At 68.9% G+C, this 14,427-nt stretch carries 12 protein-coding genes and 1 rRNA gene; 7 read left to right on the forward strand and 6 right to left on the reverse strand.

All coding sequences use genetic code 11. The features are described from left to right. Positions 1-2 precede the first annotated feature (2 nt). The 3 genes from rrf (at position 3) to M8859_RS24960 (ending at position 1,278) form a co-directional block, all read left to right on the forward strand. Positions 3-119: ribosomal RNA gene (gene rrf / locus M8859_RS24950) — 5S ribosomal RNA — on the forward strand. A gap of 114 nt (positions 120-233) precedes the next feature. After that, positions 234-923 carry an endonuclease NucS gene (nucS, locus tag M8859_RS24955; RefSeq protein ID WP_195072411.1) on the forward strand — a complete coding sequence of 230 codons (690 nt, stop codon included), beginning with the start codon at positions 234-236 and terminating at the stop codon, positions 921-923. Between the two features lie 46 nt (positions 924-969). Beyond that, positions 970-1,278 (forward strand): Rv1322 family protein, encoded by a 309-nt coding sequence (locus M8859_RS24960; protein WP_159924409.1) that lies wholly within the window; start codon positions 970-972, stop codon positions 1,276-1,278. Between the two features lie 184 nt (positions 1,279-1,462). On the opposite strand, the gene M8859_RS24965 is transcribed toward M8859_RS24960, so the two are convergent. Both M8859_RS24965 and mce read right to left on the reverse strand, forming a co-directional pair. Continuing rightward, positions 1,463-2,464 carry a coiled-coil domain-containing protein gene (locus M8859_RS24965; protein WP_159924407.1) on the reverse strand — a complete coding sequence of 334 codons (1,002 nt, stop codon included), beginning with the start codon at positions 2,462-2,464 and terminating at the stop codon, positions 1,463-1,465. 86 nt (positions 2,465-2,550) lie between these two features. Continuing rightward, the gene (gene mce / locus M8859_RS24970; protein ID WP_249644899.1) at positions 2,551-3,024 is read right to left on the reverse strand and encodes a methylmalonyl-CoA epimerase; all 474 of its coding nucleotides are present in this window, start codon (positions 3,022-3,024) and stop codon (positions 2,551-2,553) included. Positions 3,025-3,163: 139 nt separating this feature from the next. On the opposite strand from mce, the gene M8859_RS24975 reads away from it, so the two are divergent. From M8859_RS24975 to M8859_RS24985, 3 genes are all read left to right on the forward strand, one after another. Continuing rightward, on the forward strand, positions 3,164-4,342 hold the full coding sequence (locus M8859_RS24975; RefSeq protein WP_159924403.1) for an acetyl-CoA C-acetyltransferase: 1,179 nt from the start codon (positions 3,164-3,166) through the stop codon (positions 4,340-4,342). Between the two features lie 349 nt (positions 4,343-4,691). Beyond that, a complete protein-coding gene (locus M8859_RS24980) occupies positions 4,692-5,060 on the forward strand; it encodes a DUF3817 domain-containing protein (protein WP_321210005.1) in 369 nt (122 codons plus the stop codon). Between the two features lie 61 nt (positions 5,061-5,121). Then, positions 5,122-5,970 carry a tetratricopeptide repeat protein gene (locus M8859_RS24985; protein WP_159924451.1) on the forward strand — a complete coding sequence of 283 codons (849 nt, stop codon included), beginning with the start codon at positions 5,122-5,124 and terminating at the stop codon, positions 5,968-5,970. Positions 5,971-6,054: 84 nt separating this feature from the next. Here M8859_RS24985 and glgB read toward each other — a convergent pair whose 3' ends face one another. The 4 genes from glgB to M8859_RS25005 form a co-directional block, all read right to left on the reverse strand. Beyond that, a complete protein-coding gene (gene glgB, locus M8859_RS24990) occupies positions 6,055-8,208 on the reverse strand; it encodes a 1,4-alpha-glucan branching protein GlgB (protein WP_249644900.1) in 2,154 nt (717 codons plus the stop codon). Beyond that, positions 8,205-10,208 (reverse strand): alpha-1,4-glucan--maltose-1-phosphate maltosyltransferase, encoded by a 2,004-nt coding sequence (locus M8859_RS24995; RefSeq protein ID WP_159924397.1) that lies wholly within the window; start codon positions 10,206-10,208, stop codon positions 8,205-8,207. Before M8859_RS24995 ends, glgB begins: the two co-directional genes overlap by 4 nt. A gap of 99 nt (positions 10,209-10,307) precedes the next feature. Then, the gene (locus M8859_RS25000; protein WP_159924395.1) at positions 10,308-10,949 is read right to left on the reverse strand and encodes a LysE family translocator; all 642 of its coding nucleotides are present in this window, start codon (positions 10,947-10,949) and stop codon (positions 10,308-10,310) included. A gap of 152 nt (positions 10,950-11,101) precedes the next feature. Further along, positions 11,102-11,488, reverse strand: a complete 387-nt coding sequence (locus M8859_RS25005) for a hypothetical protein (RefSeq protein WP_159924393.1) — start codon at positions 11,486-11,488, stop codon at positions 11,102-11,104. A gap of 351 nt (positions 11,489-11,839) precedes the next feature. Here M8859_RS25005 and glgP point away from each other — a divergent pair, with 351 nt between their 5' ends. Beyond that, complete coding sequence (glgP, locus tag M8859_RS25010; protein ID WP_249644901.1) at positions 11,840-14,413, forward strand: alpha-glucan family phosphorylase; 2,574 nt, start codon at positions 11,840-11,842, stop codon at positions 14,411-14,413. The last annotated feature ends 14 nt before the right edge of the window (positions 14,414-14,427 follow it).

Consider the following 14,427-nt stretch of genomic DNA (forward strand, 5'->3'; position numbering starts at 1 on the left):
GTTACGGCGGCCATAGCGGTAGGGAAACGCCCGGTCCCATTCCGAACCCGGAAGCTAAGCCTGCCAGCGCCGATGGTACTGCACTCGACAGGGTGTGGGAGAGTAGGACACCGCCGGAACATCCTTCACGAAAGGCCCTCAACACTGTTGAGGGCCTTTCGTCGTTTCTAGGGAAGAAACGCAATTGATGGGCTGATCGCATCCGTCGTGCGGCGCTCGCCTACAGTGCTTGGGTGCGCCTAGTGATTGCTCGCTGTCAGGTCGACTACGTGGGGCGACTCACCGCCCATCTCCCGATGGCCCGCAGGCTACTGCTGATGAAAGCGGACGGCTCGGTGCTCGTGCACTCCGACGGCGGCTCGTACAAGCCGCTGAACTGGATGAGCCCGCCGTGCTGGTTGGAGGAACGCAACGGCGACTCGCAGCTCCCCGACGGAGCGAAGGCGCTGTGGGTCGTCACCAACAAGGCCGGCGAAGAACTCCGCATCACCATCGAGGACATCGAGCACGACTCCTCTCACGAGCTGGGCGTCGACCCGGGGCTGGTGAAAGACGGAGTGGAGGCCCATCTGCAAGAGCTGCTCGCCGAGCACGTGCACACGCTCGGCGCGGGCTACACACTCATCCGCCGCGAGTACATGACCGCGATCGGGCCCGTCGACCTGCTGTGCCGGGACGCCACGGGAGCGACGGTGGCGGTGGAGATCAAGCGGCGCGGCGAGATCGACGGCGTCGAACAGCTCACGCGCTACCTCGAGTTGCTGAACCGGGATCCGCTGCTGGCCCCGGTCGCGGGGGTGTTCGCCGCCCAGCAGATCAAGCCGCAGGCTCGTACGCTCGCCGAGGATCGCGGCATCCGCTGCCTGACACTGGATTACGACGCCCTACGTGGCACGGAGAGCAACGAATTCCGCTTGTTCTGACCATCGGCCGTGCGTGCCGCGCAGGGGCGAGTAATAGGCTTGTCGAATGCCCCGCCGTAAGCCGCGTACGGGTCGGCCCGCTGATCGCTCACGAGCGGGTGGCTACCCGCTCACGGACGTCTTCGGACGGACCGATTCCGGACCGCATGGTGACGAGACGTATGTGGTTCGCGCCATCCCGGGCAGCCGCGCGGTCAAGACCTACCGCTGCCCCGGCTGTGACCACGAGATCCCGCCCGGGATTCCCCACATCGTCGCCTGGCCCGCTTACGGAGGAGAGGACGACCGCAGGCACTGGCACAGCGGATGCTGGAACGGCCGCCACACCCGCAGAATCACGCGTCGGTGGTCCTGACCTACGCGGTCGCGTCATCGGGCGTAGTTGGATGCCCCTGCAAGGCCTCTAGGGGCCGGACGTCCACGTTGGACCTTCTACGCAGTAGGCGTCTTCAGGGCCAGAATTAAGGAAGGCCGCCCTGATGGGGCGGCCTTCGGTGAATCGGTTCAGGTATTGCTCGCAGTCGCCGTGGGGCCCGACGTCAGTTGCTGATGTCGGCGCTCTCGCGCTCGTCCGAGTCGATGTCCTCGTCATCGGTGGCGACCTCGGGGATCGCCTTCTGGCGCGAACCGGCGACGGACTTGGTGTTGCCGCCGATCGACTTGCGCTGATCGGGAACCCCGTCGAGCAATTCGCTTTCCCGGTTGACCGCGGCGAGCATCGCGGGCACCGAGTCGAGCTGACCGCGGATACCGAGCAGTTGGGCGAGCACGCGGCCGCGCAGCACGCGCATCTCCTCGGCCAGTTCCTTCGCGTGCGCGATCTTGCGCTCGGAGGTCTGGGTGGCGGAGGTGATGAGGCGGTTGGCCTCGTCGGTCGCGTCCTTGATCCGCTGGGCGGCTTCGGCGCGGCTGGTGGCTTCCAGCTCTTCCATGGCGCGGGTGAGCTTGGTGCGACGCTCGGCCATGGTGGCCTCGAAGTCCTGCTGGGTGGCCTTGCGCTTCGCGTCGGCTTCCTTCGCGATGCGGTCGGCCTCGGCCTGGGCGGCCTCGATGATCTTGGCGGACTCGGTGCGTGCGTTCGCGAGGGTCTGCTCGAATTCGATCTCGAGCGCCTCGCGCTTCTCCTTGGTCTCCGCGAGCAGCGACTCGTACTTGCCACGCATCTCGGTGGCCTGCTGCTCGGCGATCGACACCATCTCCGCTGCCTCGGCCTGAGCCAGGGCACGGACCTCGGACGCCTCGTCGGAGGCGAGCCGGAGCATGCGGGAAATGCGGTCGGACATGCCTTCCGCGGTGGTCGGCGGCACCGAGAGTCGGTCGACCTCCTTACGGAGTTCGTCGATCTCGTCGCGCGCGTCTTCCAGCTGACTGGCGAGGTTACGTGCTTGTGCCGCAGCGGCATCGCGGTCGGTGGCGGTGACTCTCAGTTCCGCGTCGAAGCGGTCGAAGTAATTACGCACCTCGTCTTGCGCATAACCCTTGCGCACAACGGTGAAGGGCAGTGCAACGAAGCGATTGCGATCGGACTCGGGTGACGACATGGCACACAAACTACAGCCTGAAGACAGCCGATGGTGACTCGACTGCGAATGTCATTCCAACGAGTTTTCCCGACTTGACGTCGATACTAGTGCGTAACATGAGCGCTCGGTTCGACCAACTCGATCAGCACACCTCCAGCATCCTTCGGGTGGATGAAATTGATGCGGGAATCCGCCGTTCCATGCCGTGGAGCCTCGTACAGCAAACGCAGACCCTTGGCGCGCAGGTACGCGGAGACGGCCTCGATGTCGGTCACCCGGTAGGCCAGTTGCTGCAAGCCGGGACCGCTGCGGTCGATGAACTTCGCGATGGTCGACTCCGCGTCGAGCGGGGCCAGCAACTGCAGGGCTGTGGCGCGATCCGGTGCGCCGGGCAGCGACAGCATCGCCTCGTGCACGCCTTGTGCCTCGTTGACCTCGCGGTGGGTCTCGACCATGCCCAGGTTCTCGGCGTACCAGGCCACCGCCGCGTCCAGGTCCGGCACCGCGATGCCGACATGGTCGACCGCGGTCACGTAGTCCGCGGGGATGAAAGGTGACTGTTCGATAACATTGCTCACCATTCGAAAGTAGCGCGACCTGGCACGGGGTGCGCGGGCCGCACCCGCTACCGTTGAGTAGAACACCTGCTCTCGCGCTGCCTCTGGCTGCCCTCGGCGTCGGCGCGGGCAGGTCCGATCTACGAATGCGAGGCTCGTCGTGACCACTTCCGTGATCGTTTCCGGTGCGCGAACCCCGGTCGGCAGGCTGCTCGGAGGTCTGAAGGACTTCAGCGGCTCCGATCTGGGCGGGTTCGCCATCAAGGCGGCGCTGGAGAAGGGCGGTGTCGCGCCCGACCAGGTCGAGTACGTGATCATGGGCCAGGTGCTCACCGCGGGCGCGGGGCAGATCCCGGCCCGTCAGGCGGCGGTCGCCGCGGGTATCCCGATGGACGTGCCCGCGTTGACGCTGAACAAGGTCTGCCTGTCCGGCATCAACGCGATCGCCCTCGCCGACCAGCTGATCCGGGCGGGCGAGTACGAGATCGTCGTCGCGGGCGGTCAGGAATCCATGAGCCAGGCGCCGCACCTGCTCGAGAAGAGCAGGGAAGGCTTCAAGTACGGCGATGTGACCTTGCGTGATCACATGGCCTACGACGGTCTGCACGACATCTTCACCGATCAGCCGATGGGCGCGCTCACCGAGCAGCGCAACGAGACCGACCGGGTCAGCCGGGAGGACCAGGACGCGTTCGCGGCGGCTTCGCACCAGCGTGCGGCGGCGGCGTGGAAGAACGGCGTTTTCGACGACGAAGTGGTCCCGGTCGCGGTGCCGCAGCGCAAGGGCGATCCGGTGCTGGTGAGCACCGATGAGGGGATTCGCGCCGACACCACGGCGGAGTCGCTGGCCAAGCTGCGGCCCGCGTTCCGCAAGGACGGCACGATCACCGCGGGCACCGCCTCGCAGATCTCCGACGGCGCCGCCGCGGTCGTGGTGATGAGCAAGGCGAAGGCGCAGGCGCTGGGTCTGAGCTGGATCGCCGAGATCGGCGCCGCCGGTGTGGTCGCCGGTCCGGACTCCACACTGCAGGACCAGCCCGCCAACGCGATCGCCAAAGCCTGCGCGCGCGAGGGTATCTCGCCCGCCGACTTGGACCTGGTGGAGATCAACGAGGCGTTCGCCGCGGTCGGCGTCGCGTCCACCCGCAAGTTGGGCATCGACCCGGAAAAGGTGAATGTCAACGGCGGCGCCATCGCCATCGGCCACCCGCTGGGCATGTCCGGTGCGCGCATCCTGCTGCACCTGGCCCTGGAACTGAAGCGCCGCGGCGGCGGCGTGGGCGCTGCCGCGCTCTGCGGTGGCGGCGGCCAGGGCGACGCGCTGATCGTCCGAGTCTGACCGTAGGCGGGCGACACCCGCACCGAACACCGACCGATGGCCGTCTCGAGTGGGCGGCCATCGGTCGTTCCCGACGCCCCTGCGCCTGCCCGGACGAACACGCGACGACGTCGGCGTGGCCGCCGTGCCACCGGCGTTCGGCCGCGACGGTGTCTCGCGTGCTCTCGGTCTGTGGCGTTGTAGCTCGCGTGACCACTTCGGCGCAACACCCGGTTCGAGCGAAGCGAGACCGAGCATCGCTCCGTTCGCGGCGAGCCACCACGGGGGCGCGAGCACGCCGCGCCGCAGGCGCGGCAATTAGACACAGCTCACTACGACAGGTTGTAGTGCATCCGGCACAATGGGGCGCATGGGCAATGTCTTCGACCTGAGCACGGTGGCCAAGCGGTTTCGTTTCATCGCGGTGCTCGAGGCGATCTCGTGGGTTCTGCTGATCATCGGCATGGTGTTCAAGCGGATTCCCGAACCGGTGATGTGGCCGGTCAAGGTGTTCGGCATGACGCACGGCATCGTGTTCGTGCTGTTCGTGATCAGCGCGATCGTGGCGGCGCGCGAGCTGGGCTGGAACGCCAAGACCACCGGTCTCGCGCTGCTGTCCAGCCTGCCGCCGTTCTGCACGGTGCTGTTCGAGATCTGGGCGGTGCGCACGGGGCAGCTGGGTGAGCTGAGCAACGCCGATTCGGCCGAGTCCGGGGCGCCCGCATCCGCTACGTCGTGACAAACTGGAAGTCGTGAATCGACCAGCCGCACGCCGTCCTTCGCCCGCTGTCGCCGCCGCCATGTCCGGGGCGGTCGATCTGTCCAGTCTGAAGCAGCCCGCCGGGAGTGCCGGCGGTGCGGCCGGTGGCGATCATGCGGTGTCGGAGGCCGAGTTCGAGACCAAGGTGCTGCGTCGTTCGATGCAGGTGCCCGTGGTGGTGGTGCTGTACTCGCAGCGCAGCCCGGGCAGTATCGAATTGGTCCGGACGCTGGAGCGTCTGGTGGCCGCCGACGGCGGCGCCTGGGACCTGGCCACGGTGGAAGCCGAGGCCAATATGCGTATCGCGCAGGCGCTGCGGGTGCAGGGTATCCCGACGGTCATCGCGATCGCGGCCGGGCAGCCGCTGGCCGATTTCGAGGGCGCCCAGCCGGAGCCGCAGGTGCGGCAGTGGCTGAACGCGGTGGTAGACGCGGTGGCGGGCAAGCTCGAGGGCGGCGGGCAGCCGCAGCAGCCTGCCGAGGACCCGCGTTTCGCGGCGGCGGAGGCGGCGCTGGAGCAGGGCGATCTGGCCGGAGCCGAGGCCGCCTACCAAGCGATCATCGACGCCGAGCCGACGAATGAGGAGGCCAAGGGCGCGCTGCGGCAGCTCCGCTTCCTGGCTCGGGCCCAGGACCTTCCGGAGTCGGCCATCGCGACCGCCGACGCCGACCCGTCGAATGTCGACGCCGCGATCGATGCCGCCGACCTCGAACTGTTCCAGCAGCGGCCCGAAGCGGCATTCGACCGGCTGATCGACGTCGTCAAGCGGACCTCCGGTGACGAGCGCACCAAAGCACGCACCCGTTTGCTGGAACTGTTCGAGTTGTTCGACCAAGCCGAGCCGTTCGTCGTGGCCGCGCGCCGCAAGCTCGCCGCCGCGCTGTACTGATCGCACCGCGTGGCGCGGCCGCGAACCGGGGCGTGACGCCCGCCCCGGGCCATGCGGTCGGGTCGCCTCGAGCGGCCAGGTTCGCTAGGCGGGACGCAGCCAGACCGCGCCGTGCGGGGCCAGGGTCACCGTGGCCGAGGCGGGACGATCGTGCCACGGCTCGTCGGTCGCCGTCAGCTCGCCCAGATTGCCGAGGCCGGAGCCGCCGTAGTCCACGGCGTCGGTGTTGAGGATCTCGAGCCAGCGGCCGGCGTGCGGCAGGCCGACTCGGTACGCGTCGTGCGTCGCCCCGGAGAAGTTGTAGACGCAGGCCACCACGGAGCCGTCGGAGCCGTAGCGTAGGAACGCCAGCACGTTGTTCGTGTGGTCGTTCGCCTCGATCCAGGCGTGGCCGCCCGGGGTGGTGTCCTGGCTCCACAGGGCGGGATGGGCGCGGTAGACCGCGTTCAGGTCGCGCACCAGCGTGCTGATGCCCTGGTGCAGCGGATTGTCCCGTTCGTGCCAGTCCAGGCCGCGATCGTGCGACCACTCCCGGTACTGGCCGAAATCCTGGCCCATGAACAGCAGTTGCTTACCGGGATGGGCCCACATGTAGGCCAGCAGCGCCCGTACGCCGGCGGCTCTGGCGAAATCGTCGCCCGGCATCCTGGTCCAGAGCGTTCCTTTACCGTGCACGACCTCGTCGTGGCTGATCGGCAGCACGTAATTCTCGCTCCAGGCATACACCAGCGAGAAGGTGATCTCGTGGTGGTGCCAGGAGCGGTGCACGGGATCGCGGCCCAGGAACCCCAGGGTGTCGTGCATCCAGCCCATGTTCCACTTCATGGTGAAGCCGAGACCGCCGACATCGGTGCCGCGGGTGACGCCGGGCCAGGTGGTCGACTCCTCGGCGATCGTCACGACGTCGGGGTGGTGCCGGTGCAGGGTCTCGTTGAGCTCCTGCAGGAAGTCGACGGCCTCCAGGTTTTCCCGGCCGCCGTGCACGTTGGGTTCCCACGAACCTTCGGTGCGGGAATAGTCCAGGTAGAGCATGGAGGCGACCGCGTCGACGCGCAGGCCGTCGATATGGAATTCCTCGATCCAGTAGCGGGCGTTGGCGACGAGGAAGTTGCGCACCTCGTGCCTGCCGAAGTCGAACACGTAGGTGCCCCAGTCGAGTTGCTCGCCGCGGCGGGGGTCTGGGTGTTCGTAGAGCGGGGTGCCGTCGAATCGGGCCAGCGCCCACTCGTCGCGCGGGAAGTGCGCGGGCACCCAGTCCAGCAGGACGCCGATGCCCGCCGCGTGCATGTGGTCGACGAAGGCGCGGAAATCGTCCGGGGAACCGAATCGAGCTGTCGGCGCGTAATAGGAGGTGACCTGGTACCCCCACGAGCCGCCGAACGGATGCTCGGCGACGGGGAGCAGTTCGATGTGGGTGTATCCGGCCGCCTGCACGTACTCGGCGAGCTGCTCGGCCATATCGCGGTACCCGAGGCCGGGCCGCCACGAACCGAGATGCACCTCGTAGACGCTCATAGGTGCGCGGGTCGGGTCGGTGGCCGCGCGCGTGTCCAGCCATGCGCGGTCATTCCACACGTGATGGCTCTCGGTGACCACCGACGCCGTCGCCGGGGGTTTCTCGGTGGCGAAAGCCAACGGGTCGGCGTGATCGACGGTTCGCCCGTCGGCGCCGTGCACGCGGTATTTGTACTTGGTACCCGGCACGACACCCGGCACGAAGACTTCCCAGATCCCGGACGACCCCAGCGCGCGCATCGGCGCGGTATTGCCGCTCCAACCGTCGAAATCGCCTATCACGGTGACGCCGCGCGCGTTGGGCGCCCACACCGCGAACGACGTGCCCGTCACGTCACCGTCGAGGGTGGCGTAGCGGCGGGGGTGGGCGCCGAGCACCTCCCACAGGCGCTCGTGACGGCCTTCGCCGATGAGGTGCAGATCGAGTTCGCCGAGCGTGGGCAGGAAGCGGTAACCGTCGGCACCGATGATCGTCTGGCCGCCGGGATAGGCCGTCACGACGCGGTAGTCCATGATCTCCGGATACGGCAGCGCCGCGGCGAAGACGCCGTGCCCCAGGGGCTCGAGCGCATGGTCGACGCCGCCGACCCGCACCGACACGGTTTCCGCGTGCGGGCGCAGGACCCGGACGGCCGTGCCGTCGGGATGGGGATGCGCGCCGAGCACGGTGTGCGGGTCGGGGTGGGTGCCTGCCGCGAGCAGCATGAGGTCGCGTCGTTTCATCGCAGCGTCCTGCGGTAGGCCAGCTCGGTGCGCGCCTGCTGTGACACCGGGGGCAAGGTGATGATGTGCGCGACGGCGTGTGCGGGGTCCAATCGCACGTAATTGGTTTGGGCCCAGTGGTATTCCTCGCCGCTGACCTCGTCGTACACCACAGGATGGTCGTGCCATTCGCGGCCGATCGCGGGCAGGTCGAGCGAGAGCATGCCCCACTCGGCGCCGAACGGGTTGAGATTCACCACGACCAGCACCGCGTCACCACTGGCGGGGTCGATCTTGGAGTAGGCGAGCAACGCGTCGTTGTCCACGTGATGGAAATGCAGGCAGCGCAACTGTTGCAACGCCGGGTGCGCCCGGCGGATCTCGTTGAGCCGGGTCAGCCACGGCTCCAGCGACTCTCCGCGCGCGAGCGCCTCGGCGAACGGACGCGGGCGCAGCTCGTACTTCTCCGAATCGAGGTACTCCTCGCTGTCCGGTCGCACCGCCTGGTGCTCGAACAGCTCGAAACCGGAGTAGACGCCCCAGGTCGGCGCGAGGGTCGCGGCCAGGACGGCGCGGATGGCGAACATTCCCGGTCCGCCGTGCTGAAGACTCTCGTGCAGGATGTCCGGGGTGTTGACGAACAGATTCGGGCGGGCCTCGTCGGCCTTCGCGGCCAGTTCGTTGCCGAACTCGGTGAGTTCCCACTTGGCCACTCGCCAGGTGAAATACGTATAGGACTGGCTGAATCCGCGCCGGGCGAGCCCGTAGAGCCGCGCCGGGCGGGTGAACGCCTCGGACAGGAAGATGACGTCCGGGTCGGTGCGCCGCACGTTCGCGATCAGCCACTCCCAGAAGTCGGCGGGCTTGGTGTGCGGGTTGTCGACACGGAAGATGTAGACGCCCAGCCCGATCCAGTGCCGAACCACGCGCAGCACTTCGGCGTAGAGACCGTCGGGATCGTTGTCGAAGTTGACCGGGTAGATGTCCTGGTACTTCTTCGGCGGGTTCTCCGCATAGGCGATGGTGCCGTCGGGCAGGGTCGTGAACCACTCGGGATGCGCCGACACCCACGGATGATCGGGCGCGCATTGCAAGGCGAGGTCGAGCGCCACCTCCAGGCCGAGTCGCCGCGCCTGCGCGACGAACTCGGCGAAATCGGCTTCGGTGCCCAACTCCGGGTGCACGGCATCGTGCCCGCCGTGCTTCGAGCCGATCGCCCACGGGGAGCCGACGTCGCCCGGCTCCGCGGTGAGCGCGTTGTTGCGGCCTTTGCGGTTGACCTCGCCGATCGGGTGGATGGGTGGCAGGTAGACCACGTCGAAGCCCATGGCGGCGATGCGCGGCAGTTCCTCGGCCGCGGTGGCGAAGGTGCCGTGCACCGGCTTGCCGGTCGCGTCGCGACCGCCGGTCGAGCGGGGGAAGAACTCGTACCAGGAGCCGTAGAGGGCGCGTTGCCGCTCGACCTGGACGGTGTGCTGCGGGCCGCGGGTGACCAGGTCACGCAACGGCGCGGCCCGCAGGATCTCGGCGACCTCCTCGGCGAAGGCCGGGGCCACCCGTGCGGGCAGTTGCTCGTCGCCGCGCAGCGCCGCCGCGACCGCGCGCAGGCGCTCGAACTGTTTTTTCGGTACGGCTTGGGCCGCGCGCTCGAACAGGCGGGCGCCCAGCTCCAGGTCGTTGGCCAGATCGGCGGCGCTCTGCCCGACGGCCAGCTTCGCCTCGATCGCCGAGCGCCAGGTCGCGATCGGGTCGCTCCAGCCTTCGATCCGGTAGGTCCACGCTCCCGGCGCGTTCGGGGTGAACGTCGCGTTGAAGACGTCGGGCTCGTAATCCGGCGTCATGCGGATGCGGGTCGGTCGCGACACACCCGGGGCGCGGACGACGAGTGTGGCGGCGACGGCCTCGTGCCCCTCCCGCCACACCACGGTGCGCACGGGAAAAACCTCGCCGACCACCGCTTTGGCGGGCCGGCCGCCGGGGATGGACGGTGCAGTGTCATCGATAGCGATGCGGCCGGTCACGGGACCAACCTACCGGTAGCCGGCCGTCCGGACCGGATCGGCGGAGTTTTCCTCCGCCGTCCCGGCTCGGCGCGGCGGCGGCTGAGCTGGGCTGATCGGTCAGCGTGCGTCGGCGGCGAGGCCGAGGCCCAGCGCGACCAGCACCGCGCCGAGCGCCCGTTCCACCCGCTGCCGGATGCCGCTGCGGCGCAGCCACGCACCCGCGTGGTCGGCGGCCAGCACCACGCCGACGCACCACGCGGTGTCGATCACCAACTGGATCAGCGCCAGGATCACCACGGTCGGCAGCACCGGCCCGCTGGACGGAAGGAACTGGGGAAGGATCGTCAACCCGAAGACGGCCGCCTTGGGGTTGGCCGCGATCGAGAGCAGCGAGGCGCGGAAGGCGGCGGCGGGCGAGCGGCCCGCCGGAAGCATCTTCGTCATCGCACTGCCGAACTCGTCGCCACCCCGTGCGCCCCGCCAGGCCTGCACGCCGAGCCAGATCAGCACCAGCGCCCCGACGATGTGCACCGCCGTGTTCATGGCCCGGTTCGCGACGAGCAGGACCGACAGCCCCGCTCCACCCGCCAAGGTCCAGCCGAGCACGCCGATCTCGTTTCCGGCTACCGCCGCCAAACCCGCGGTGCGGCCGTCACGCACGGCGCGCTGCAGGAACAGCGCGGTCGCAGGCCCGGGTAGCGCGGCGAGGAGCAGGCAGGCGAGCAGGAATTGCGGCAGAACATCGACCCAGTGCGGCATCCGCCGATGCTGTCACCTCTACGCGGCTCCGGCTACGGATTTCCCGGTCCGCGAGGGGGCCGAGAGGTGCCCAGGAGGCCACGACCAGGAATCCATGGCAGTGGCCGCCCGGGCGCTCACCTGACACTCCGGATGCGCGAAGAGCGCGGCGCTTACGGCAGAACCACGCACCCGACGCCGAGGTTGATCCCGTTGTCCACGTTCATCACCGGTGAAGTCCAAGCGGGACCGGCGGCGCCCTGTGTAGCCGAGATGGTGTGCGGCCCGGTCGCGTCAGGTACCCACGTGGTGGTGGCCTGGTTGCCGACCACCGGTGCGGGATTCGGCGTGAAGCTTCCGCCCGCGCTGTCGACGAACTGGACGGCGTCGGACGAAGGAACGTTGTCCACCGTGGCCGTCACCCGGTATTGGCAGTTGGTTCCGTAGTTTCCGAACCCGAGACTCATTCCTTGGGCCGTTGCCGTCGCCGTTGTGACCGCGGCCCCGGCGGCGGGTGCGACGAGAACGAGAGCCGCCGTGCAAGCTACGAACCCCGTCATCGCCGATCCGGCGCGCGACCAGCGCCGATCGCGGGCGCGATTTGGGTGTGCTTTCATCCACATCTCGATCACTCCCGTACTGATTCGGTTGGTGCGGCCGGTTGGTCCGCACAGCTTGTGGGTTTGCCCCGCGTTCGGGAGTTCACAAGGAAACGGGGGTCTCGATCGGGTAGCGGGCCAGGGGGCTCGGTGCGCGTGATGTGTTCGTTCTGTGACGGTAGAGGGCGTTACGCGAGTGCGCGCGCAGGGTGCGCGCCACCGAGCCACGTCACGAAAGACGCAGGTCGGAAGGTTGTTCCGGCTCGTAGGCGCGCACGGCGCGAGCGGTGGGCTCCGTGTAGTTTCTACCCAATGAAGGCATTGCGTCGTTTCACCGTCCGTGCCCATCTGCCCGAGCGCCTGGCGGCCCTGGGCGAGCTCGCCACGAATCTGCGCTGGTCGTGGCACCCGCCGACACAGGACCTGTTCGCCGCGCTCGATCCGCGGCGGTGGCAGGAGGTGGGCCACGATCCGGTCCGGATGCTCGGCGAGGTACCCGCGGCGCGGCTGGACGAGCTGGCCGCCGACCCCGCCTATGTCGCCCGCGTCGACGCCGCGGCGGCGGATCTGCGGGAATACCTCGCGGCGCCGGGCTGGTTCCAGCGCCGGGCAGGTGAGGAGGGCGTGCGGGGCATCGCCTACTTCTCGATGGAGTTCGGCGTCACCGAGGTGTTGCCGAACTATTCGGGTGGTCTGGGCATCCTGGCCGGCGACCACCTCAAGGCCGCCTCCGACCTGGGTCTGCCGCTGATCGGCGTGGGCCTGCTCTACCGCTCGGGCTACTTCCGGCAGTCCCTGACGGCGGACGGCTGGCAGGCCGAGCACTACCCGGCGCTGGACCCGCAGGGCTTGCCGCTGCGGGCGCTCACCTCGGACGGGTCGCCGGTGCTCATCCACGTGGCGATGCCCGACCGCAGGGTGCTGCGCGCGCGGGTGTGGATCGCGCAGGTCGGCCGGGTTCCGCTGTTGCTGCTGGACTCGGATATCGCCGAGAACGACCCGGAGCTGCGCGCGGTCACCGACCGGCTCTACGGCGGCGACCAGGAACATCGCATCCGCCAGGAGATCCTGGCGGGCATCGGCGGCGTGCGCGCGGTGCGCGCGTATACGGCGTCGGCCGGCCTGCCCGATCCCGACGTGTTCCACATGAACGAAGGGCACGCGGGCTTCCTCGGTGTCGAGCGCATCCGCGAATTCGTCGCGGAGGGGCGGGATTTCGATTCCGCGCTCGCCGCTGTGCGGGCGGGCACGGTGTTCACCACACACACACCGGTCCCGGCGGGCATCGACCGTTTCCCGATGCCGATGGTGCGCCGTTACTTCGGCGGTGCGCACGGCGAATCCGAATCCGCCCTGCTGCCAGGACTTCCCGTGGACCGGATCGTGGCGCTCGGACGAGAAGCCGATCCCGCTGTATTCAACATGGCGCACATGGGGCTGCGCCTGGCGCAGCGCGCCAACGGCGTCTCGCGCCTGCACGGCGAGGTGAGCCGGTCCATGTTCGCCTCGTTGTGGCCGGGCTTCGACCCGGCGGAGGTGCCGATCGGTTCGGTCACCAACGGTGTGCACGCCACGACCTGGGCCGCGCGGGAATGGGTGGACAAGGCGCGCGAGCACATCGGCGCGGAACTGGTCGAGGAGGGGCGCGGCTGGGAACGACTGCGTGAGATCGACCTCACCGAGCTGTGGTCGACGCGCAACACCCTGCGCGGCATTCTCGTCGACGAGGTGCGCCGCAGGGTGCGCGCGTCATGGTTGCAGCGCGGCGCCGCGGAGGCCGAACTCGGCTGGGTGAACGGCGTTTTCGATCCGAATGTGCTGACCGTCGGTTTCGCGCGCCGGGTGCCGACCTACAAGCGCCTCACCCTCATGCTGCGCGACCCGCAGCGGCTGCGCGCCCTGCTGCTGGACCCGCGCCGGCCGATGCAGTTGGTCGTCGCGGGCAAGAGCCACCCCGCCGACGACGGAGGCAAGGCGCTCATCCAGCAGGTGGTCCGCTTCGCCGACGATCCCGAGGTGCGGCACCGGATCGTCTTCCTGCCCGACTACGACATGTCGATGGCCCGCTACCTGTACTGGGGCTGCGATGTCTGGCTGAACAACCCGCTGCGACCGTTGGAGGCGTGCGGCACCTCCGGCATGAAATCCGCGCTGAACGGCGGGCTCAATCTCTCCATCCGGGACGGCTGGTGGGACGAGATGTACGACGGCGAGAACGGGTGGGCCATCCCGACCGCAGAGGGCGTCCGGGACGAGCATCGCCGCGACGACCTGGAGGCCACCGCGCTCTACGACCTGTTCGAGCGCACGGTGGCGCCCCGCTTCTACGAACGCGACGCGTCCGGGATGCCGGTGCGCTGGGTCGAGATGGTCCGCCACACCCTCCAGACCTTGGGGCCGAAGGTGCTGGCTTCCCGCATGGTCCGCGACTACGCGGTGGAGTACTACGCTCCCGCCGCCGCGGCGTATCAGCGGGCGACGGCCGACGAGTTCGCGGTGGCGCGCGCCATCGCCGAGTACCGTCACCGGGTCGAGTCGGCGTGGCCCTCGGTCAAGGTGATCCAGGTGGACAGCGCGGGTCTGCCGGATACGCCGGTCATCGGGGCGCGGCTGTCGCTCACCGCGCGAGTCGAGCTCGGCGGATTGAGCGTGTCGGACGTGGTGGTGCAGGCGGTGCTCGGCCGGGTGTCGGCGTCCGACGACCTCTCCGACACCACGGCGGTCCCGATGACGCACAGCGGGTCGGACGGCGGGGCCGAGCTGTTCACCGTCGACACCCCCGTGCCGCTGTCCGGAGCGGTCGGCTACACGGTGCGCGTGCTGCCGCACAACGACCTGCTGGCCTCCGACGCCGAGCTGGGCCTGGTCTCCGCCCCCAACGCCTAGCCGGGTGGCGCTGG

The sequence above is a fragment of the Nocardia sputi genome, from assembly GCF_023501985.1.

What these genes read in the sequence shown, in the direction of transcription:
- M8859_RS24965 (WP_159924407.1), bottom strand. Translation starts at nt 2,464, where the DNA reads ATGTCGTCACCCGAGTCCGATCGCAATCGCTTCGTTGCACTGCCCTTC.
- M8859_RS24980 (WP_321210005.1), top strand. Translation starts at nt 4,692, where the DNA reads ATGGGCAATGTCTTCGACCTGAGCACGGTGGCCAAGCGGTTTCGTTTC.
- M8859_RS24985 (WP_159924451.1), top strand. Translation starts at nt 5,122, where the DNA reads ATGTCCGGGGCGGTCGATCTGTCCAGTCTGAAGCAGCCCGCCGGGAGT.
- glgB (WP_249644900.1), bottom strand. Translation starts at nt 8,208, where the DNA reads ATGAAACGACGCGACCTCATGCTGCTCGCGGCAGGCACCCACCCCGAC.
- M8859_RS24960 (WP_159924409.1), top strand. Translation starts at nt 970, where the DNA reads ATGCCCCGCCGTAAGCCGCGTACGGGTCGGCCCGCTGATCGCTCACGA.
- M8859_RS25000 (WP_159924395.1), bottom strand. Translation starts at nt 10,949, where the DNA reads ATGCCGCACTGGGTCGATGTTCTGCCGCAATTCCTGCTCGCCTGCCTG.
- M8859_RS25005 (WP_159924393.1), bottom strand. Translation starts at nt 11,488, where the DNA reads ATGACGGGGTTCGTAGCTTGCACGGCGGCTCTCGTTCTCGTCGCACCC.
- glgP (WP_249644901.1), top strand. Translation starts at nt 11,840, where the DNA reads ATGAAGGCATTGCGTCGTTTCACCGTCCGTGCCCATCTGCCCGAGCGC.